Genomic DNA, 21625 nt, shown 5'->3' with positions numbered 1-21625 from the left:
CCAGAACCTAGTCCTGCTTGAACCAGACGCTCGTGGAGCCGGGCAGCTTTTCACCGTCAAAAGGTACCGAAGCTAGCAGGAATTCTCCCTCGGTCAGTTCCTCCGGAATCTTTACATCGAAGGTAGCGAAGTTGGTGATGTTCACCCAGCCGTTGGGACGGCGGAAGGCAAGCACCTTGTCATTGCCGGTTTCTAGCCACTCAAGTTCTTCATCGGTCTGAAGTTCTGTGCGCAGGCGCAAAGCTGCGCGGTAGAGGTTCAGGGTTGAGGTGGGGTCGGCGTCCTGAATATCAGCTGCGTACTGGGCAAACCAGTGGGGTTGCGGCAGGTGGGGTTTTGCATCACTAAAGCCGAACGCATCACCGAGTGCCTCCCAGGGCAGCGGGACGCGACAACCGTCACGACCAATATTGATGCCGGGGGAGCGGAAGAAGGTGGGGTCTTGGCGCTGGTCATCGCTGATATCAGCGACCTCGTGTAAGCCAAGTTCTTCGCCCTGGTAGAGGTAGGCTGAGCCCGGCAGCGCCAGCTCAAAGAGAGTTGCAGCGCGGGCACGTCGCGCGCCCAGTTCCCGATCGAGCTGATCCTCTGGTCCGCCGGCGAGTAGCCATTCGCGTCCTACCTGCTCATTGGTTTTCTCAGCGTCAATGGGCAAACCGTAGCGGGTGGCATGGCGTACCACGTCGTGGTTGGACAGTACCCAGGTGCTAGATGAGCCAGACTTCTTGGCAAGTTCTAGGTTGAGGGCAACAATATCGCGGAACTCCTGAGCGTTGAAGCGTGAAGAGAGCAAATCGAAGTTAAATGCTTGCCCCAGACCGGTTGAACGGGCGTAAGCCGGACGTCGGTGGGTTTCTACCCATGCTTCGGCAACGGCGGTGCGGGGCGGGGCATATTCGTTGAGCACTTCGCGCCACTCTTCGAAAATATTGTGTACCTCGTCGCGGTCCCAGATAGGGTGGTTTCCCTCTTTGGGGATTTCCTGCAGTTGCGCTTCACTGGGTAGCGGTTCGGTAAGGTCTTTCGCCATTCCGTGGGCAACATCGACGCGGAAACCATCGACTCCGCGGTCAGACCAGAAGCGTAGTGTCTTTTTAAAGTCTTCGTGTACCTCGGAGTTTTCCCAGTTGAGATCGGGCTGTTCGGGCGCGAAGATGTGCAGGTACCATTGTCCGTCGCCTACCGGTTCCCAGGCGCGTCCGCCGAAAACTGACACCCAGTCGGTGGGTGGGTTCTCACCGTTGGTTCCGGTGCCGTCGCGGAAGATATAGCGATCACGTGCCGCTGACCCCTTGGGTGAATTTAGCGCTTCAATAAACCATTCGTGACGGTCAGAAGAATGGTTGGGAACGATATCGACAATCAGCTTGATACCTGCATCGTGCAAGGTTTTCGCCATAACATCGAAGTCTTCAAGGGTGCCGATTTTGGGGTCTACATCGCGGTAATCATCAACATCGTAGCCGCCATCGGCAAGGGCTGAAGGGTAGAAAGGTGAGAGCCAAGCGGCATCTACTCCCAGTTCTTTAAGATAGGGAACCTTCAAGGTGATACCCACCAGATCCCCGATGCCGTTGCCGTCCTGATCGGAAAATGAGCGGGGGTAAATCTGGTAGACCACAGCTTGACGCCACCAGTCAGGGTCAATATTGAGCGGGGTTTGTACCGAATCGTTCATGATGCACTTCCTTGAGCAAGAGCGAATGAATACTATTGTTTCATCGTTTCATGTCAGCCGGGGTTTGGTCTAGCCCCAAGGAGGTGGTTGCGCTGCACATGATTTTCTAAAATTGGCACAAAAACGGGAGCACCACATTACTGGTGCTCCCGTTTGTATAAAATTTCTGAGTTGCTGAGACCCTATGAACGAGGGGACGCAGTTGCGGGTGCAACAGCAGCGTCTTCTTTAGTGTTGGGCTCTGACTCGAACTGACCCTCGGTAGTAGAGGACGCAGCGTTGGGAATGTAGGGCTCGTACTCTTCGAGGGTTCCATCGAGAATGGGCATGTTGAATGCCTCGGTGGTTTCACCGATCATCGCCTGAGAACCCTGGATCATTTCACCGGGGTGAACGCTGACATTATCTACAACGATTTCGTTGGCATCGTCATCGAGAATAACGTGCTGACCTGCAGGCACCTTAACATCGAAGCTCTGATCGCCCATCTTAAATGAGACAGTCTGGTCTTCTTCCCCCAGGTTGTAAACGGTGCCTAGAACGCGTCCGGGCTGATCCTTACCTGCTGAAATGACCATGATGTTGCGAACATCAACGCGCTGCCCCTTGGGGAACATGGTGAATGAGACTCCATCGCTGGCGTCATACATGAATGTGGTGGGCTGTTCGTAAATGTAACCGCAGCCGGTGGTTGCCAGAAGAGCCCCTGCAAGGGCAACGGTTGCGCCTGCGCGCCTGACGGTCTTTGAAGCAGCGTTCTTCACGGTGTGTACTCCTCAAGAATATGGTGTGAAGCAAACATCTTTGGTGCTCCTTAAGATACTGCTGAGGTATCAAATCTGGGGTGCAGAGCGCGCCAAAGACAAGCATGGGTTATGTGTCTTTCATAATTCTACCGGTTTTATTGACAAAACGTCCCCTTCTCAACGATGTGTTACTAGAGGCTTCCACAGGTACCTTGGGGCTCCCCCGAGTGGGGGTGGGGCGGTCGTGTTAGAATGGGTAGGCTGAAAGGGGTTTATCCATATGCTTTTTGAGGTTGGCGAAACAGTCGTATATCCTCACCACGGTGCTGCTACCATCGAAGAAATCAAGATGCGCACTATCCGCGGCGAAGAAAAAATGTACCTGAAACTTAAGGTCGCTCAGGGCGACCTCGTGATTGAGGTACCCGCTGAGAACGTGGACATGGTCGGTATGCGCGACGTTGTCGATGAAACAGGACTGCAAGAAGTCATTGATGTTCTGCAGGCTGTAGACACCGAAGAGGCAGCTAACTGGTCTCGCCGTTACAAGGCTAACGTTGAAAAGCTGGCATCAGGTGATGTACTGAAGGTTGCTGAAGTGGTACGTGATTTGTGGCGACGCGAGAACGACCGCGGTCTGTCGGCAGGCGAGAAGCGCATGCTGGCGAAGGCTCGTCAGATTCTTTCCTCAGAAGTGGCGTTGGCTAAAGACATCGAAGAAGAGGCTGCTGAAGCAGAACTCGATAAGATTCTCGAAGACGTCTAAATCCTGTATGCTCCACATGTGAGTGAAACAAAGATTTTTGAAACGGCGAATACTGGCTCCTTGCAGAGACCGGTATTCGCCGTTGTTATTGCCGCAGCAGGGTCTGGTTCCCGTTTAGGTATGGGAGTTCCTAAAGCTCTAGTTGAGATAGCGGGTAAAACCCTGCTGGAGTGGGCACTTGAAGGTGCGGTGACATCTGGTGTTGCTACGCGTCTGGTAGTTACCGTGCCGGTGGGCGATACTCAGATGCGTGATATTTGCGCGCGTTTTGGTGCGCTCGCGGTTGAGGGCGGGAACACCCGTGCTGAGTCGGTGACTTCTGCTTTGGTTGCCCTTGAGGACGCACCAGTGCAAGCAGGGTTCGATGATGCTCCTATCACTGGCGTCCTAGTACATGATGCAGCCCGTTGCTTTACTCCGCCGCAGGTGTTCCATGCTGTTATCCGAGCTCTTGCAGCTGGTCAGCAAGCGGTAATTCCTGCGCTTACGGTGGTCGATACTATCAAAACGGTGGACGCATCTGGGCTGGTAACCGGAACTCCTGCACGATCGCAGCTGCGGGCTGTACAAACCCCTCAGGGCTTTGATCTTGCTACTTTGCGGCAGGCTCACCGAGAGGTTAAAAATCTTGACCCTGTAACGGCTGAGGCTATTACAGATGATGCGATGTTGGCTGAAACCCTGAACATTCCGGTGCTCGCGGTTGCCGGTCACCCGCATGCTTTCAAAATTACAACTCCGCTGGATTTAGCGCTGGCGCGCGTCCTGCAAGAAGATAACTATCTGTAAAGGATTATCATGCTGTTACCTCTGGTAGGAATCGCCACTGACGTTCATGCTTTTGATGCTGATGAAACAACGCCGCTGTGGATAGCTGGTCTTGAATGGCAGGGGCATACCGGGCTGTCGGGGCACTCTGATGGGGACGTCGTGGCTCACGCCGCAGCGGATGCTCTCTTTTCTGCTTCTGGAACTGGCGATTTGGGCTCAAATTTTGGAGTGGATCGTCCCGATATGGCGGGGGCTTCTGGCGTCCGTATTCTTTCAGAGGCGGCAGAGATTGTGCGTGCTGCCGGCTTCGAAATTGGCAATATTGCTGTGCAGCTGGTGGGCAACAAACCGAAGTTCTTACCGCGCCGTGAAGAAGCTAACCGTGTGCTGAGCGAGGCTGCGGTTGCCCCTGTCACTGTTACCGCGACCACCACTGATGGGTTGGGACTCACCGGGCGAGGTGAAGGTGTAGCAGCGATTGCAACGGCGCTGGTCTATCGAAAAAATTTAGACTTGTAAGCAGCTCTTGTAAGCGCGCACTGTCCCTAGCAGATAGTGAGCTATCACTGCGTGTGTACACAGCGTCATATGAACGTCATCTAAAGATGCGTATTGCTCGCAGACCCGCGTAAACTTGAGGTTGTGACTCTACGTTTTTATGACTCCAAGACAGCTTCTGTTCGCGATTTTGCCCCGGTTCACCCCGGTGAGGCACGGCTGTACTACTGCGGTGCAACGGTTCAGGGCGCACCCCACATTGGGCATGTGCGCTCCGGTTTGGTTTTTGATCAGCTATCGCGCTGGTTGAACTACCGGGGTTTCAAGGTCACTACGGTTCGTAACGTGACCGATATTGACGATAAGATTCTGGTCAATTCGGCAGCGTCCAAGCAGTCCGGTTATGAGGGGGAACACCCCAACGAAGAGTGGTGGGCACTTGCCTACCGTTTTGAAAAGGTTTTTGCGGGTGCTTACGAGGCACTAGCTATCGAACCGCCCACTTATGAGCCGCGAGCAACCGGTCATATTCCCGAGATGTTCGCTCTGATTCAGCGTCTCATCGACCGAGGTCATGCTTATCCTGCGCTCGATGATTCTGGTGATGTTTACTTTGATGTTCGTTCCTGGAACGAGTACGGCTCGCTGACTCACCAGAGGGTTGATGATATGCAGGAGGCCCCCGATGCTGACCCCCGTGGTAAGCGCGATCCCCGCGACTTTGCCCTGTGGAAGGGCTACAAAGAGGGGGAGCCTCTGACCGCTTCGTGGGATTCTCCTTGGGGGCGCGGTCGCCCCGGTTGGCACCTGGAATGCTCGGCGATGGCGGGCAAGTACCTGGGTGAAACGTTTGATATTCACGGTGGAGGGCTTGACCTTCGCTTCCCACACCACGAAAACGAGATGGCGCAGTCCACCGCCGCTGGCTACGGGTTCGCTAACCTTTGGTTGCACAATGGCTTAGTGACTTTCGAGGGCGAAAAGATGTCCAAGTCAATTGGCAATACTGTTTCCCCGTCTCAAATGCTTGAGGAGGCGCGTTCTCTGGCGGTGCGCTACTACCTGGGGCAGGCACATTACCGTTCGGTTCTGGATTACAGTCCCACCTCTTTGGCTGAAGCTACCAAGTCGGTGGAGCGCATTGAAGCGTTTGTAGCAGCTACCGTCGAGTTCCACCGTCCGGATGCGCAGGTACCTGTTGCTTTTGCCGATGCAATGGACGATGATCTAAACATTCCCCAGGCACTGGCGGTACTTCACGAATCTGTTCGCGCCGGTAACTCCTTGCTTGCAAAAAGTGGCGATGTAGCTGAGATAGCCTCGCAGGTATACGCGATGGTGAAGGTCTTAGGCTTGTTGCCGCTGATGAATATTGGTGGAGGCAACGCATCAAATGCTGAGCATGCTGCCCTCGATTCTCTGGTGCGGTCTTTGATTGAAGCGCGTGCGACTGCCCGCGCTGAGAAAGATTGGGCACGCGCTGATCAGATTCGCGACTCGCTGGCTGCTGCGGGTGTGACGGTTAAGGACTCCGCAACTGGCTCTACTTGGTCGGTTTCTTAGGGTTCGTGTGCGTAGTATGGATACAGATTTATCTGTATCAAGGGGTCCACACAGCCTTAGACGCTGCGTTGGGCTAGGAAAGTAAAGGTTTTATAGATGGCTAAAGCTGGTAATCGCCCCGGTGCGACCACCAAAAAGAAGGGTCCTACTAAGGGCACCGGTGGTCACGGTCGTAAGTCTCTAGAGGGTAAGGGACCCACTCCCAAAGCTGAGGACCGCGTCTACCATAAGGCGCATAAGATGAAGCAGGCTGCTGAGCGTCGTAAGGCAACTGGTACTCAGCGCACCAGCCGTCCTCGTCTTGGTGGTAAGCGTACCTCTGAAGAGCTGGTTACCGGTCGTAACTCGGTGCTTGAGGCTTTGCAGACTGGTATTCCCGCTAAGCACCTGTTTGTGATGAGCCGTATTGAGGTTGATGATCGCGTCCGCGACATCATGACCGAGGCTAATAAGTCTGGTCTGCCCATGCTCGAAATCTCTCGTGGTGAGCTTGAACGTTTGACTGAAGGTGCTGTACACCAGGGCGTTGCTTTGCAGATTCCTCCGTACAAGTACCCGGACGCTGGCAACTTGGTTCTCGATGTCATGGATCGTTGGCATAACCGCCAGATGGAAACTCCGCCGCTGTTTGTTGCCCTTGATGGCATTACTGACCCTCGTAACCTGGGCGCTATTATCCGTAGCGTTTCAGCTTTTAGTGGTGATGGCGTGATTGTTCCTGAGCGTCGTTCAGCGGGTGTTACCGCTTCAGCGTGGAAGACTTCTTCCGGTGCTGCAGCGCGTATTCCCGTGGCAAAGGCAACTAACCTGACTCGCGTGATTCAGCAGGCTAAAGATTCAGGTATCTTTGTTGTTGGTCTTGACGGTGGTGGCGATATTGATTTGCCGCAGCTTGAATTGGCGTCTGAGCCGCTGATGATTGTGGTGGGTTCTGAGGGTAAGGGACTTTCCCGTCTGGTGACTGAGAACTGCGATCAGATTGTTTCGATTCCAATCGACTCAGCGATGGAGTCTTTGAATGCTTCGATGGCAGTGGGTATTAGCCTCTATGAGGTTTCCCGTCGTCGCGCGCAGAGCAAGTAAATAGATTGAGAGCTGGTGGGCTTACCTCGAGGGGGTGAGCCCACCAGCTCTTTTTGTCGGCAAGTGAGGCAAGCCTATAACCTGCACCACTAAAATTTGTTTTTGGTTAGTGTCAATACTCTGGTTCTGGAACTTTTTTGAAAAAGTTTTCTTTTCCTTAAAGTGGTTGTGGCTTGGGTGTTTGTTCTAATGACAGGTGTGTAAGTAATCTGCGTCTATGGTTTGTTGGTTGCGGGGGTGTGTTTTGGGTGCGTATAGTTGTTTGAGTCGTCGTGGCGGGGTGCTGTATGAAGTGCCTAGTCGGGCGGTGGTTTTGAGAGTTTTATAGGGTGTTTCTGGTGCGTGTGTGCTTGGTTTTGTGTGGTTGCCTGTTGTGGTGGTTGCTGGGATGTGCTCATGCGTGGTTGTGATGTGGAACATGTTGTTTCGTGTTGCGGTGTGGAAATGCTTCTGGTAAGCTTGAATGGTTGCCTGCTGCGGTGGGTAGCTGAAATAAGAGAATTGACTGCTCAATGCGAGCTTCTTGCGCCGGTTGGTGTGGGGTGAGTGTTGGGGTGGTTTGTTGCTTGAGAACTCAATAGTGTGCTTTGATTTATAAAAACTTTGATTGATACCAATTTATTTATTATTTTGATAACTTTTGGTTTTCAATATGACAGTTATGATCATCTCTCGAGCACTATGTTTGTGGTGTTTGTTCCGTCATTAAGCACGGCGGGTGCTTCCGTTTTGTGGAGTATGGGATGGTTTTGTTTATTTTTGAGCTATAACAGTTATCATTCTTTTTTGTTTTTTAACGGAGAGTTTGATTCTGGCTCAGGACGAACGCTGGCGGCGTGCTTAACACATGCAAGTCGAACGATGATGCTTGGTGCTTGCACCGGGTTGATTAGTGGCGAACGGGTGAGTAATACGTGAGTAACCTGCCTTTGACTCTGGGATAAGCCTGGGAAACTGGGTCTAATACCGGATATGACTGGGAACCGCATGGTTTTTGGTGGAAAGGGTTTGTACTGGTTTTAGATGGGCTCACGGCCTATCAGCTTGTTGGTGGGGTAATGGCTCACCAAGGCGACGACGGGTAGCCGGCCTGAGAGGGTGACCGGCCACACTGGGACTGAGACACGGCCCAGACTCCTACGGGAGGCAGCAGTGGGGAATATTGCACAATGGGCGCAAGCCTGATGCAGCGACGCCGCGTGAGGGATGACGGCCTTCGGGTTGTAAACCTCTTTCAGCAGGGGAGAAGCGAAAGTGACGGTACCTGCAGAAGAAGCGCCGGCTAACTACGTGCCAGCAGCCGCGGTAATACGTAGGGCGCGAGCGTTGTCCGGAATTATTGGGCGTAAAGAGCTTGTAGGCGGTTTGTCGCGTCTGCTGTGAAAGCCCGGGGCTTAACTCCGGGTGTGCAGTGGGTACGGGCTAACTAGAGTGCAGTAGGGGAGACTGGAATTCCTGGTGTAGCGGTGGAATGCGCAGATATCAGGAGGAACACCGATGGCGAAGGCAGGTCTCTGGGCTGTAACTGACGCTGAGAAGCGAAAGCATGGGGAGCGAACAGGATTAGATACCCTGGTAGTCCATGCCGTAAACGTTGGGCACTAGGTGTGGGGGACATTCCACGTTTTCCGCGCCGTAGCTAACGCATTAAGTGCCCCGCCTGGGGAGTACGGTCGCAAGGCTAAAACTCAAAGAAATTGACGGGGGCCCGCACAAGCGGCGGAGCATGCGGATTAATTCGATGCAACGCGAAGAACCTTACCAAGGCTTGACATACGCTGGATCGCTCTAGAGATAGGGTTTCCCTTTTTGGGCTGGTGTACAGGTGGTGCATGGTTGTCGTCAGCTCGTGTCGTGAGATGTTGGGTTAAGTCCCGCAACGAGCGCAACCCTCGTTCTATGTTGCCAGCACGTGATGGTGGGGACTCATAGGAGACTGCCGGGGTCAACTCGGAGGAAGGTGGGGATGACGTCAAATCATCATGCCCCTTATGTCTTGGGCTTCACGCATGCTACAATGGCCGGTACAATGGGTTGCGATACTGTGAGGTTGAGCTAATCCCAAAAAGCCGGTCTCAGTTCGGATTGGGGTCTGCAACTCGACCCCATGAAGTCGGAGTCGCTAGTAATCGCAGATCAGCAACGCTGCGGTGAATACGTTCCCGGGCCTTGTACACACCGCCCGTCAAGTCACGAAAGTTGGTAACACCCGAAGCCGATGGCCTAACCGCTTTTTGTGGGGGGAGTCGTCGAAGGTGGGACTGGCGATTGGGACTAAGTCGTAACAAGGTAGCCGTACCGGAAGGTGCGGCTGGATCACCTCCTTTCTAAGGAGCTTCAACATTTATTGGTTGAGCCTGGTTTGTCCGCGAGTGTTGGACACTGGGTTTGCTCATGGGTGGAATATCGTCATTGTTTTTGGCATTGCTTGGTTGTGGTGTTTTCAAGGTATACTGTTGGGTTTTGAGGTAGCAAGCTTTGGTTTGTTGTCTCTGTTGTTGTGCCTGGCGCATGGTGGATATGCTGTTTTGGTGTGTTTGTTGTGTGTGTGGGTTGTTGTTTGAGAACTGTATAGTGGACGCGAGCATCTTCTGGAAACTGTGAGCGAATGGGCGCTTTTGGGTGTTTGTTTGTTCTGTTATTGTTTTCATGATTTTGTAACAACTTAGATTTTATTCTTTGATTATTTGTGTGTTTTGTAAGTTATTAAGGGCACACGGTGGATGCCTTGGCATCAGGAGCCGATGAAGGACGTGTGAATCTGCGATAAGCCTGGGGGAGCCGATAACAGGGCGTTGATTCCAGGATTTCCGAATGGGGAAACCCGGCTTGCAGTGATGTGAGTTACCGCCAGTTGAATGTATAGGCTGGTTGGGGGGAACGCGGGGAAGTGAAACATCTCAGTACCTGCTGGAAGAGAAAATAACTAATGATTCTGTGAGTAGTGGCGAGCGAAAGCGGATGAGACTAAACCTGTGGTGTGTGATAGCGGTTAGGCGTTGCATCATGGGGGTTGTGGGAGTTACCGTTCTAGTTCTAACTGGCTAGTGTAGTGATGTTGTGTTGTGTAGGGGAACGTCTTGGAATGGACGGCCGGAGAGGGTGAGAGTCCTGTACCTGAAATGTGACACGCCGCTTGTGTGACCACCCGAGTAGCACGGGGCTCGTGGAATCTCGTGTGAATCTGCCAGGACCACCTGGTAAGTCTAAATACTTCCTGATGACCGATAGCGGATAAGTACCGTGAGGGAATGGTGAAAAGTACCCCGGGAGGGGAGTGAAATAGTACCTGAAACCGTGTGCTTACAAGCCGTTGGAGCCTTTTGGGGTGACAGCGTGCCTTTTGAAGAATGAGCCTGCGAGTTAGTGTTCTGTCGCGAGGTTAACCCGTGTGGGGTAGCCGTAGCGAAAGCGAGTCTGAATAGGGCGTTTGAGTGGCAGGATCTAGACCCGAAGCGGAGTGATCTATCCATGGCCAGGTTGAAGCTACGGTAAGACGTGGTGGAGGACCGAACCCACTTCAGTTGAAAATGGAGGGGATGAGCTGTGGATAGGGGTGAAAGGCCAATCAAACTCTGTGATAGCTGGTTCTCCCCGAAATGCATTTAGGTGCAGCGTTACATGTTTCTTGCCGGAGGTAGAGCTACTGGATGGCCGATGGGCCCCACAGGGTTACTGACGTCAGCCAAACTCCGAATGCCGGTAAGTGAGAGTGTAGCAGTGAGACAGTGGGGGATAAGCTTCATTGTCGAGAGGGAAACAGCCCAGACCATCAACTAAGGTCCCTAAGCGTGTGCTAAGTGGGAAAGGATGTGGAGTTGCTTAGACAACCAGGAGGTTGGCTTAGAAGCAGCCATCCTTGAAAGAGTGCGTAATAGCTCACTGGTCAAGTGATTCCGCGCCGATAATGTAGCGGGGCTCAAGTACACCACCGAAGTTATGGCAATGTGCTTCATTTGTGGAGTGTGTTGGGTAGGGGAGCGTCGTGTATCCAGTGAAGCTGCGGTGTGAACTAGTGGTGGAGGGTATGCGAGTGAGAATGCAGGCATGAGTAGCGAATCACGGGTGGGAAACCCGTGCGCCGGATGATCAAGGGTTCCAGGGTCAAGCTAATCTGCCCTGGGTTAGTCGGGGCCTAAGGCGAGGCCGACAGGCGTAGTCGATGGATAACGGGTTGATATTCCCGTACCGACGAAGGACCGTCCATACTAAGACTGTGATGCTAACTATGCGATGTGGTTTGTAACTGCACTGGTTTTATGATTGGTGTGGAGCTTACTGCGGGTTGTAGGATCCGAGCAGTGGCGGTAAGCGTATTAACAGGTGTGACGCAGGAAGGTAGCCAAGCCACGCGATGGTTGTCGTGGTCTAAGCATGTAGGGTATCGGTTTGTTAAATGCGGCCGTGTTTGCCTGAGGTGTGATGGGACCCCGTTTGTGGGGGATTTGGTGATCCTATGCTGTCGAGAAAAGCATCGGCGTGAGGTTCTAGTTGCCCGTACCCTAAACCGACACAGGTGATCAGGTAGAGAATACTAAGGCGATCGAGAGAATCATGGTTAAGGAACTCGGCAAAATGCCCCCGTAACTTCGGGAGAAGGGGGACCTTGAGCGTGAACTGCCCTTGCGGTGGGGAGCGTGTATGGGTCGCAGAGACCAGGGGGAAGCGACTGTTTATCAAAAACACAGGTCCGTGCGAAGTCGTAAGACGATGTATACGGACTGACTCCTGCCCGGTGCTGGAAGGTTAAGAGGATTGGTTAGATCTTTGTGGTCGAAGCTGAGAATTTAAGCCCCAGTAAACGGCGGTGGTAACTATAACCATCCTAAGGTAGCGAAATTCCTTGTCGGGTAAGTTCCGACCTGCACGAATGGAGTAACGACTTCCCTACTGTCTCAACCATGAACTCGGCGAAATTGCAGTACGAGTAAAGATGCTCGTTACGCGCAGCAGGACGGAAAGACCCCGTGACCTTTACTATAGTTTGGTATTGGTGTTTGGTGTGGCTTGTGTAGGATAGGTGGGAGACTGTGAAGCATGGACGCTAGTTTGTGTGGAGTCGTTGTTGAAATACCACTCTGGTCATTCTGGATATCTAACTTCGGGCCATGATCTGGTTCAGGGACAGTGCCTGATGGGTAGTTTAACTGGGGCGGTTGCCTCCTAAAGAGTAACGGAGGCGCCCAAAGGTTCCCTCAGCCTGGTTGGCAATCAGGTGTTGAGTGTAAGTGCACAAGGGAGCTTGACTGTGAGACTGGCAGGTCGAGCAGGGACGAAAGTCGGGACTAGTGATCCGGCGGTTCATTGTGGAATGGCCGTCGCTCAACGGATAAAAGGTACCTCGGGGATAACAGGCTGATCTTGCCCAAGAGTCCATATCGACGGCATGGTTTGGCACCTCGATGTCGGCTCGTCGCATCCTGGGGCTGGAGTTGGTCCCAAGGGTTGGGCTGTTCGCCCATTAAAGCGGTACGCGAGCTGGGTTCAGAACGTCGTGAGACAGTTCGGTCCCTATCCGCTGCGTGCGTTGGAAATTTGAGAAAGGCTGTCCTTAGTACGAGAGGACCGGGACGGACGAACCTCTGGTATGTCAGTTGTACCGCCAGGTGCATGGCTGATTGGCTACGTTCGGGAGGGATAACCGCTGAAAGCATCTAAGTGGGAAGCCTGTTTTGAGATGAGATTTCCTTGCACTTTTTGTGTGTGAGACTCCCTATAGATGATGGGGTTGATAGGCCAGGTATGGAAGCGCCGACTGAAGAGGTGTGGAGTTGACTGGTACTAATAGGTCGAAGGCTTACTGTTTATCACTTTTTGTGGTGGCATGAGTATGTGAGTATTGTTTTTGTTGTTGACGTGTCCACTGTATGGTTTTTGGGTAATAACCCCGGCGTGTGCCCCGCCTCTTGTTTGTTGGTGGGGTGTGTGTTGTTTGGTTTTCCGTGGTTTTGGCGAGAGTAAAATACCTGGTTCCATTCCGAACCCAGTAGTTAAGGCTTTTTGCGCTGATGGTACTGCACTTGTTAGGGTGTGGGAGAGTAGGTCACCGCGGGTTTTTTGTTTGATGGAGGAGTTTGGGCTGTGGCTCGGGCTCCTTTTTCGTTTAATGTTGGGTTGTAAGTTTCCCGGTAAACTGGATAATTATGTTTCGTTGTTTGGGTGGTGGGGCTTTTCTTGTTTAAGGGTTTTTGGGTGTGTGGGTTTCTTTTTATGGGGCTTGAATAGTTAGGGGGTTGTTTGGTGTGAGCTTCCTATAGAGGTGCAGAGGTGGGCAGCTCAGACGCTCAATAGTGAAATCACCTTAGCTGATTCGCAGGCACAAGGATTCAGTCTAGGCACAGCAGACAGGTTGCTACTTGCTAACGGGCAAAGAGCTTTTCTTAAAGCTGTATCAGTAGATAAACATCCTGCAACGGCGCAGTTGCACCGAAACGAAATTAGAATTACCAGTAAGTTTCCTTCGTCCTTACCTGTCTCACAGCTTATCGCATCCTATGACCAGGACGGGTGGGTTGCTTTATTGCTAGAAGACATTGAGGTGGGGAGAGCACCCTCATCAACCGTGGAATAATACCCATATTTGCGCCACTATGCGCTCTTTGGATATCGTCGCCAATACTCCTTTGAAGGGGCTGGAGAATCTTGATCTTCTAGAGGTATCGATGGCTGATGAAATGCGTTGCTGGGAGAGAAATCTTGCTCAACCCTTGAGGTTCGAGAACTTTAATTATCTGGAGAATAATCCTCACGTCCAGGGGCTCGCTTCACTATTTAGTCAGCTTAACTCAAAAGCCCAAGAATACGCAGAGAAAATCGACCGCGTCCTTGTGCCCAGTCTTGCAGGAGAGCAACTAGTACACACCGACTTACGTGCAGACAATCTTCTAATTAGTCCTGAAAATCAGGGCATACTTATTGACTGGCCGTGGGCGTGCAAAGGTGCCGCTTTCTTTGACGCTGCAAGCGTTATCGTTGATGTACTTGCAACCGGTGGAACCTACAAACCTGAGCGTATCGCCCAGTCTTCAGAAGTCCTCTCTTCAACATCATCAGAGCTCATAGACCTAGTAATTATCGCTTTTACCGGGTACTATCTTTACGCTGCGCAGCAACCTCCGCACGCAGATACTCACTCTTTCCTTCCGGCTTTTAGAGCGCAACGAGCTTGGCATCTCGCCTCCTGGGTTTTAGATAATGGAATCTAAACATAGAGTAGGAAGCAGTAAACTAAAAGTTTCTGGGGAAACTAAAAACCTAATGGCACTGACTGTATTTATGGGCTAGGCTTATACCGAAAGAATTGCCCGTAGAAAGAGAAACCACTCATGGCTTCACAAGATACCGCCGCCAAAGACGCACGTGCCGCAGCCCGCGCGGTGGCAGCCAAGCAGGCTCAGCGCAACAACAAAGCAAAAAACAATCGCCGCTGGTTGCAGCTTGCCGTGCTGGCGGTAGTAGCAGCAATCGTAACGATGATCGCAATCGTCGTGGTGAATGCCCGCAATAGCCAGATTGCTGATTCCAGTTCAATTCCCGAATCCTCAAATGATTACGGTGGAATTGTGCTCACTGCGGACGGCATCCAAAAAGGTGCAGCCACCATGGAAACCCGCTCTGTACATGACATCAAGAACTCAGATACCGGGTTGCCCATGGGCGTTGCTACTGCAAAAGAGGCGTCCGCTAATGGGGAGCCCGTACACGTTACTGTCTTCCAGGACTACAACTGCGTTCACTGTGCATCTTTCGAAAAAGAGAACAATGAACTGCTAAAGAACCTCATCAAAGACGGCAAAGTAACGGTGGAATACCGCAACGTAGCATTCCTCGATCGCTCATCACCCACCTCTTATTCCGCACGCACCGCCAACGCGGCGTACGCTGTTGCTAACCAGGTGAACGTAGATCAGTTCATGGATTATCAGGCTGAAATATTCAGCCACCAGGGTCAGGGCGGTCTCAACGACAACATTATCGAGGAGATTGCATCTAAGCACGGCGCAGATATCTCGGAGGCACTGGGCAATAATGAGTGGCGCCCACTGGTTAACGTTGTTACCACTGAAACAGCAGGTAACGGCGTCCAAGGAACCCCCACCGTGTACGCTGACGGTCAGACCTTCAACACCTCACCTGAAGATTTCGAAGCATGGATTAACGCCATTATCGAATCTAAGCAGGCATAAGTTAAGATTGAATCTGTAAGTAGGGGCAGCTACTTACTACAGTGAAATACCTGTAGTAGTAGCTGCCCTTTTACGTGCCCTCCTCGAATTCAAAGGAAACCCGTGCCTATGTCCCGTATGAAGCTCTTGATTGATTGCGACCCCGGCATTGATGACCTACTGGCGCTTACATACGCTGTGGCGCACCCGACGGTCGATATCGTTGGGATCATCGCATCGGGCGGTAACGTCACCACGGAGCAGGTTGCGCGTAACGTGCGGGGGATCTTGACGCTCACCGAGGCGTCCCATGTACCCTGGGAACTAGGAGCTGAAAACCCTCTCGCGCAGGTACTGACGACCACGCCAGAGACGCACGGCCCACAAGGTACCGGGTACGCGCACTTGCCAGATCAAGATACACATACCGGTAAGACTCACGGTGGGGGAGCGCACCTATGGGTAGAGACCGTCAACGCTCACCTGCATGAGGTGGACGCGGTGGTTCTAGGACCCAGCACCAACCTTGCCTTGGCACTTGAACTAGACCCGGAGCTTCCCCGTAAGCTGCGTTCCATACACATTATGGGCGGGGCTCTCAACCACCGAGGCAATACTATGCCCACTACAGAGTGGAACGTACACTCTGACCCTGAGGCTTTGCATCGGGTTCTAGATGCCTACTCGCGTCCTGGGCTGGAACACCACCCGGTTATCTGCCCACTGGATGCAACGGAAAGCATCGTGATGACTGCTGAGTACAGACAGCAGCTGGTACACGGAGACGCAGGTCAGGCTCCTACTGGCATCCTTGATGCCGCCAATGAGGCACTGCGTTTTTATATGGAGTTCCACGAAGGGGACGGACTGGGGTATATCGCCCATGTTCACGACCCCTTTGTGACCGCTTTGGCGGTGAACTCAGCGCTGGCTCGCTTAGGCGACACTACCGCGCTCAAGCTGGGGCAAGCGACCTCCACCACGATAGATGTGGAGCTTGACGGTACCCTCACCCGCGGCCAGACCATCGCGGACTGGCTGGGGCGCTGGGAACGCCAACCAAACGCGCAGGTACTTACCGGCACGCGTCCACCCGAATTTTTTGACCACTTCATCTCAACTGTGCGCGCAGCCTTTGCCGCATAGCCAAGCAACACACGGAAAAATCACAGAAATGACATCAACCTCTGGGCAGAGGCACGCAGCTACTGCGCGCCTCGGTAATACTCACAGCACCCTCGACAACGTTCTCGTCGTTATCGGCACCCTTCTCATGGCTGCAACCTACCTGTGGACTCTTTTCTCATACAGAGGTCAGCAGGAAGCATCATCAGGAACCGTCGTCTTGCCTCTGGTCGCGGGCTACATGATCGGTGCTATCTTGCTGGTGATTGGTAATCTCAAGCGCATTCCGCTAACCATCATTGCTCTTATCCCTTTTGCTGCCGCCATCAATATTGTGCTGGGGCAAATCGTGGGCCTCTCACCCATTCCCCTGTACATGGATACCGTTGCAACCGTTTTGATTGGTTACCTCGCAGGTCCTGCGGCTGGTGCAACCACAGGTGCGGTCACTAACCTTGCGTGGGGTCTGACCATTAACCCCACCACCATTCCTTTTGCAGCCGGTGCTGCCCTGATCGGTTTACTAGCTGGCTATCTCGGACGCGCGGGCGTATTTAGCAGCTGGTGGCGCACCCTCATGAGCGGCGTCCTAGTGGGCATCATCGCGGGCTTTGTTGGCGCCCCTGTAGCTGCCTACGTATACGGTGGTGGCATGGGTGTTGGCACCGGTTCGCTGGTTGCAACCTTGCAGGCAACGGGGCAGTCACTCTTTGCAGCAACCACCCTGCAAGCTGTTCTTTCTGACGCCATCGATAAGGGCGTAGTGTTCCTCATTGTCTTCCTTCTGGGGCTGGGCATTCCCCAGCGCGTAAAGGCTCGTTTCTCTCGCGCATGAACCTAACCAATGGTATAAATCCCAAGACGTGGATTGTTGCAGGGCTGGCAGCGACTCCGCTAGCCCTGCTACCCCTACCTTTATCGCTACGAACAGTTTTACTGGTGGTACTGGTGACCCCGCTACTGGCTACCGGGCACGGGTCAAAACTTCTGCGTTATGTTCTGTGGGGTGTAGGCCCGGTTGCCCTCACCGCCTTTATTATTCAAACAGTTAGCTACCCCGGTGCGGGCACCATCTACGCCCAGTGGGTGCCGGCACCCTGGATACGCTTCGCAATCAGTGCTGAAGGCATCGCATACGGTGCCCAATTTGCCCTGCAAATCCTCAATTTCGCCGCTGCCATTGCCCTAATCTCCCTACCCAACAGCGTGGGTGCTTTACGATGGGCACTGACCAGCTGGAAGCTCCCGGCACGGTTGGTCTATATTCTCGTCACCTCACTTAACGCCCCGGCACTGCTGGGACGCTACATCCGCATTATCCGCGAAGGGCAGATTCGTCGCGGGCTCGATGACTCGACCCTGCTCAAAAGAATTTCCCTCGGAATCAAAAGTTTGGGAACACTGGTGAACCTCATGCTTCTTGAACACGAAGATCGTGCCCACTCAATTGCCCAACGCGGCCTTGATAATAAAACGGCGCGCACCAGCTACCTGGTCTTTGTCGACACTCGCGCTCAGCAGTATCTGCGCGCGGTACTGGTGGGCGCGTCCGCTCTAATCTGCGCGGCGGTGGTGCTATGAAACGTATACTGCTACGCGGGGATAACAACGCTCAACACGTTCAAGAATTCTTAGAATGCCATCCCCACGCCCTACGCGCTGGGGAATCACCCGCTGCGAATATCAGCGGAGCGGCAGAAACTGTTGCCGAAGAATTAGCTTTTGGCTTGGAGAACCGCGGGGTTGCCCGCGAAGATATGCAAGTTCGGGTTCTTACCGCAGCACGTACTTTGGGCATTGAAGATGTATTAGAACGTAACCCCCTGCAGCTCTCTGGCGGCCAAACCCAGCGAGTAGCCATCGCCGCCCTACTGGCACTGGGGGATGCACCCCTGCTGCTGGAACACCCCCTGCAGGGATTGGACGCGAATGGTCGCCAACAGGTACTGAGTGCTTTCTCGACCTACCCCCACGACATCATGTGGAGCACACCCACCCGCTGCGGCGCGGACGAGCTAGAAACTGCCACCGAGGTGATTGATACCGGATCCCCCATGAAAACCGTAGAGACTCCCACTGTACCCTGGCAGATTGAACCAGCCACGCTGAAAGCAAACCTAGACCTCTACCACCCCCGTTCAGGGCAAAGTAAACGGTTGTCCCCGCACCAACAGCTACTCACGAAAATCAGCCTCACCACGAGCGATGGGGAGGTTCTCGTAGTACGCGGTGAAAACGGCAGCGGCAAAACCACCCTTCTACGTACCCTAGCGGGTCTACTCCCCACCTATGGTGGGCAGGTCACTGTCACTGGGCAGGAAGTGGCTGCGCTGCGTCCGCCCGAACGTGTACAGCGTGTTAGCTTGGCATCGCAGCACCCCCGCTACCAAATACTCACCACCAGTGTTGCTGACGAGGTGCGGGCAGGACGCGCAGCTGACCCCTCCTACACACACGCCCTGTGTGAAGCGGCAGGGCTCGGTGAAGAACTGGGCGCCAACCCCTATGACCTAACCCTCTCGCAACAACAGATGCTCGCGACCATCTGCGCTCTAACGCCTCAGCCCTCAGTGCTGCTACTTGATGAACCCAGTGCCTCCCTCAATGCCTATGACACCGAGCGGCTACTGGCACTGATCGGAGAATTCACCGCCCACGGTGGCAACGTCATCTGCGCCAGCCATGACGAAGAATTTATCGCAGCCATTGCCACCCGGCAGATAATACTTTCCACTACAATATCGTGATGCGTGCAATAGTGCATGAGAGCCTAAAATTCTGTAGTATTGTGAGGGCGCAAAGCTCGCCTCCTTAGCTCAGCTGGCCAGAGCACCTGTCTTGTAAACAGGGGGTCACCGGTTCGAATCCGGTAGGGGGCTCTTTCACGGTGGAAATCCTGGTTCCCGTTTCGCACGAGAAACGAGAATCGGGGTTTTTCGCTTTTAGGGGTCTTTGCGACTCACACGAGGTACAGTGAAAGCACACAGGAAACACATGGCATCTTCAGCACAAACGTCTCGAAGTAAGAAACCCCTCGGCACCTATATTGAAACTCGCGGGTTCCGCCCCGAAATTCAAGGTCTGCGCGCCCTCGCGGTTCTACTCGTAGTCATGTATCACGTCTGGTTCGGTAAAGTATCAGGCGGTGTTGATGTCTTCTTGTTGGTATCAGCTTTCTTGCTCTCGCTGTCTTCCCTACGCAAAATCAATGAGCACAAGCCCCTACAACTCGTAAAGTATTGGGCGCATGTCTTCCAGCGCCTGATGCCAGCTGCCGGTGTCGCCATCATTCTGACACTGATAGCGTCCTTGCTCATTTTGCCTTTCTCGCGCCACATGGGTCTGGTAGAAGACGCTAAAGCTTCTTTGCTCTACTACCAAAACTGGCACCTAGCCTTCAACGCTGTTGACTATTACCAGCAAGACGCCACCCGCAAAACCCCTTTCCAGCACTTCTGGTCGCTATCAATGCAGGGGCAGATCTTCATCCTCTGGCCCATCCTCTTTGCCAGCGTGGCGCTCATGGTACGTAAGCTACGGTTCAACCTGATGGGCTCAACCGCGCTGGTATTCGGCACAGTATTCGTCGCCTCTCTGACCTGGTCGGTTATCTCCACGAATACCCAGCAGACTTTTGCCTACTTTGATACCCGCGCTCGCCTGTGGGAGTTCGCCGCAGGAACGCTGATCGCCATGGCGACCATGCTGTGGAAAGCCCCCAAAGCCCTGCGCATTATCATGGGCTGGGTCGGTGTTATTGGGCTGGCCTCAGCCGGCATGATTTTGCCGGTTGAAACGGGCTTTCCTGGGTATATGGCACTGTGGCCTATTCTCTCGGCGGCACTGGTCATGCTTGCCGGTAATACCGGCTCTAAAGCTGGTGTCGATAGCCTATTATCTTCCAAGCCTCTTCTATGGATTGGTGAATCAGCTTACGGTCTCTACCTCGTGCACTGGCCCTTGCTGATTCTCTACACAGCGGTAGCCAACAAAACTCAAGCTGGATGGCTAGACGGTCTCATTATTATTCTGATCTCTGTTGCTCTGGCATGGTGTCTGCACCGATTCATCGAACAGCCACTGCGAGGCGGTAAAGACTCTAAAGCGCGTACTGCCCCCCCTAGCACTCGTCGTGCAAAATTTGAGAAGTACCGCACCAACAATCCCTGGGCGCGCCCTATCTCAACAGTGCTTGCCTGCCTGGCTGCTGTGGGCGGCACTGTCACCGCATCAGCTTACGCAGTGCAGGAACGGGCAGACGCACGTAGCGAATACGAAGCTATGGCGGGGTCTGATATGTTCCCCGGTGCCCTCAATACTGACCCCAATGCAATCTACCGCGAAGAACCGATTCCCTACACTGTGGACCAGCAGCGTATTGCCTTGCAGGGTAGCTGTAGCTCGATCTACCCGGGGTTTGCCCCCAATCCTTTGCTGGAGAACTCCGATGGCGAGCGTGACTGCTGGGCAGCTATGTACGGTGGTGATGTTGATGCGCCGCTGACCGTGATGGTGGGAGATTCGCATGCCCACCACGCCCTGCCCATGGTGAGTGAATTTGCTGAGAACCAGGGGAGCAACCTCATCGTGATGCTGCGCCCCGGTTGTCGTTTCACCATCCCCGCAGAGAGTTTCTCGGTGGCAGGACCAGAGAACACCCCCAGCTGTAAAGAATTCAACGCTGAAGCGCTCAAAACTATTGCAGGGCTTCGCCCTGACAACGTGGTGGCCGTGTCTACCCGTAGCAGCAGCGCATCTGGTGATGAGCAGTTCGTGCGCGGTTTGGATAATGTCGCTCGCCAGGTAACCGCAGCCGGAGGCAACTTCATTGCTCTGCGCGATAACCCCCGTTTCGTGCAGAACATGTTCACATGCTACGAAGAAAACATGCTGAATTACAGTGGCTGTGGTGAGCCTCTGGAAAATAAGTTGGCTCCCACCAACGCAGCAATCGCGGGTCTTAGCGGTCTGCCGAACATCTACCACGTTGATCTCACGGACTCATACTGCCCTGACGGTTTCTGCCCCGCCGTGGTTGGTAACGTGGTTGTTTACATGGACGATAATCATGTCTCTAAGCAGTTCGCCTACACCACCGCCCCCATCTTCAGGCAGCAACTGCTCGATCAGGGATGGAGCATTAGGGAATCCCTCGATTGAATTAGGTCATAAAAAACTTGGTAAAATGAAGAACTCAGGGTAGTCTAATAGGTAAGTAAGGTTTGCCTTA

General features: G+C 53.4%; 14 protein-coding genes, 1 tRNA gene and 3 rRNA genes. 16 read left to right on the top strand and 2 right to left on the bottom strand.

Translation table 11 applies throughout. The annotated features are described in order from the left end of the window. Window positions 1-7 precede the first annotated feature (7 nt). Window positions 8-1678, bottom strand: coding sequence for a glycoside hydrolase family 13 protein (locus JR346_RS08850; protein ID WP_205482273.1), 1671 nt, complete (start codon window positions 1676-1678; stop codon window positions 8-10). A gap of 182 nt (window positions 1679-1860) precedes the next feature. After that, on the bottom strand, window positions 1861-2442 hold the full coding sequence (locus JR346_RS08845) for a hypothetical protein (protein WP_205482272.1): 582 nt from the start codon (window positions 2440-2442) through the stop codon (window positions 1861-1863). Between the two features lie 262 nt (window positions 2443-2704). Between JR346_RS08845 and JR346_RS08840 the strand changes: the two genes are divergently transcribed. The 16 genes from JR346_RS08840 (at window position 2705) to JR346_RS08765 (ending at window position 21555) form a co-directional block, all read left to right on the top strand. Beyond that, window positions 2705-3190, top strand: coding sequence for a CarD family transcriptional regulator (locus tag JR346_RS08840; protein ID WP_204878232.1), 486 nt, complete (start codon window positions 2705-2707; stop codon window positions 3188-3190). 18 nt (window positions 3191-3208) lie between these two features. Next, window positions 3209-3979, top strand: coding sequence for a 2-C-methyl-D-erythritol 4-phosphate cytidylyltransferase (gene ispD / locus JR346_RS08835; RefSeq protein WP_240333930.1), 771 nt, complete (start codon window positions 3209-3211; stop codon window positions 3977-3979). Window positions 3980-3988: 9 nt separating this feature from the next. Beyond that, window positions 3989-4480, top strand: coding sequence for a 2-C-methyl-D-erythritol 2,4-cyclodiphosphate synthase (ispF, locus tag JR346_RS08830; protein ID WP_205482271.1), 492 nt, complete (start codon window positions 3989-3991; stop codon window positions 4478-4480). A gap of 123 nt (window positions 4481-4603) precedes the next feature. Further along, a complete protein-coding gene (gene cysS / locus JR346_RS08825; protein ID WP_205482270.1) occupies window positions 4604-6022 on the top strand; it encodes a cysteine--tRNA ligase in 1419 nt (472 codons plus the stop codon). A 96-nt stretch (window positions 6023-6118) separates the two neighbouring features. Beyond that, window positions 6119-7105, top strand: coding sequence for a 23S rRNA (guanosine(2251)-2'-O)-methyltransferase RlmB (gene rlmB, locus JR346_RS08820; protein ID WP_204878234.1), 987 nt, complete (start codon window positions 6119-6121; stop codon window positions 7103-7105). Between the two features lie 793 nt (window positions 7106-7898). Continuing rightward, window positions 7899-9432 (top strand): 16S ribosomal RNA (locus tag JR346_RS08815). 369 nt (window positions 9433-9801) lie between these two features. Beyond that, a 23S ribosomal RNA gene (locus JR346_RS08810) occupies window positions 9802-12910 on the top strand. Window positions 12911-13043: 133 nt separating this feature from the next. After that, window positions 13044-13160, top strand: a 5S ribosomal RNA gene (rrf, locus tag JR346_RS08805). The 16S, 23S and 5S rRNA genes sit together here, the layout of an rRNA operon. Window positions 13161-13695: 535 nt before the next feature. Further along, window positions 13696-14310, top strand: a complete 615-nt coding sequence (locus JR346_RS08800) for a phosphotransferase (protein ID WP_205482269.1) — start codon at window positions 13696-13698, stop codon at window positions 14308-14310. 120 nt (window positions 14311-14430) lie between these two features. Continuing rightward, window positions 14431-15291, top strand: coding sequence for a DsbA family protein (locus JR346_RS08795; RefSeq protein WP_204877507.1), 861 nt, complete (start codon window positions 14431-14433; stop codon window positions 15289-15291). Between the two features lie 108 nt (window positions 15292-15399). Further along, entirely contained in the window at window positions 15400-16416 is a 1017-nt protein-coding gene (locus JR346_RS08790) for a nucleoside hydrolase (protein ID WP_239478839.1), read from the top strand. Window positions 16417-16444: 28 nt separating this feature from the next. After that, window positions 16445-17230, top strand: coding sequence for a histidine kinase (locus JR346_RS08785; protein WP_204877506.1), 786 nt, complete (start codon window positions 16445-16447; stop codon window positions 17228-17230). Beyond that, window positions 17227-17976 carry an energy-coupling factor transporter transmembrane component T gene (locus JR346_RS08780; RefSeq protein WP_205482268.1) on the top strand — a complete coding sequence of 250 codons (750 nt, stop codon included), beginning with the start codon at window positions 17227-17229 and terminating at the stop codon, window positions 17974-17976. The genes JR346_RS08785 and JR346_RS08780 overlap by 4 nt, the downstream gene beginning before the upstream one ends. Then, on the top strand, window positions 17973-19142 hold the full coding sequence (locus tag JR346_RS08775; RefSeq protein WP_205482267.1) for an ATP-binding cassette domain-containing protein: 1170 nt from the start codon (window positions 17973-17975) through the stop codon (window positions 19140-19142). Before JR346_RS08780 ends, JR346_RS08775 begins: the two co-directional genes overlap by 4 nt. Before the next feature lie 58 nt (window positions 19143-19200). Next, window positions 19201-19274, top strand: a tRNA-Thr gene (locus tag JR346_RS08770). 115 nt (window positions 19275-19389) lie between these two features. Beyond that, window positions 19390-21555, top strand: coding sequence for an acyltransferase family protein (locus JR346_RS08765; protein ID WP_205482266.1), 2166 nt, complete (start codon window positions 19390-19392; stop codon window positions 21553-21555). The last annotated feature ends 70 nt before the right edge of the window (window positions 21556-21625 follow it).

The organism is Rothia sp. ZJ932, assembly GCF_016924835.1.
In the GTDB taxonomy this organism is placed as follows: Bacteria; Actinomycetota; Actinomycetes; order Actinomycetales; family Micrococcaceae; genus Rothia.
This window is presented reverse-complemented; position numbering and strand designations above follow the sequence as displayed.

Excerpts from the sequence above, each read along its gene's own strand:
- JR346_RS08850 (WP_205482273.1), bottom strand. The coding sequence starts at position 1,678 with ATGAACGATTCGGTACAAACCCCGCTCAATATTGACCCTGACTGGTGG.
- JR346_RS08840 (WP_204878232.1), top strand. The coding sequence starts at position 2,705 with ATGCTTTTTGAGGTTGGCGAAACAGTCGTATATCCTCACCACGGTGCT.
- ispF (WP_205482271.1), top strand. The coding sequence starts at position 3,989 with ATGCTGTTACCTCTGGTAGGAATCGCCACTGACGTTCATGCTTTTGAT.
- rlmB (WP_204878234.1), top strand. The coding sequence starts at position 6,119 with ATGGCTAAAGCTGGTAATCGCCCCGGTGCGACCACCAAAAAGAAGGGT.
- JR346_RS08800 (WP_205482269.1), top strand. The coding sequence starts at position 13,696 with ATGCGCTCTTTGGATATCGTCGCCAATACTCCTTTGAAGGGGCTGGAG.
- JR346_RS08795 (WP_204877507.1), top strand. The coding sequence starts at position 14,431 with ATGGCTTCACAAGATACCGCCGCCAAAGACGCACGTGCCGCAGCCCGC.
- JR346_RS08790 (WP_239478839.1), top strand. The coding sequence starts at position 15,400 with ATGTCCCGTATGAAGCTCTTGATTGATTGCGACCCCGGCATTGATGAC.
- JR346_RS08785 (WP_204877506.1), top strand. The coding sequence starts at position 16,445 with ATGACATCAACCTCTGGGCAGAGGCACGCAGCTACTGCGCGCCTCGGT.
- JR346_RS08780 (WP_205482268.1), top strand. The coding sequence starts at position 17,227 with ATGAACCTAACCAATGGTATAAATCCCAAGACGTGGATTGTTGCAGGG.
- JR346_RS08775 (WP_205482267.1), top strand. The coding sequence starts at position 17,973 with ATGAAACGTATACTGCTACGCGGGGATAACAACGCTCAACACGTTCAA.
- JR346_RS08765 (WP_205482266.1), top strand. The coding sequence starts at position 19,390 with ATGGCATCTTCAGCACAAACGTCTCGAAGTAAGAAACCCCTCGGCACC.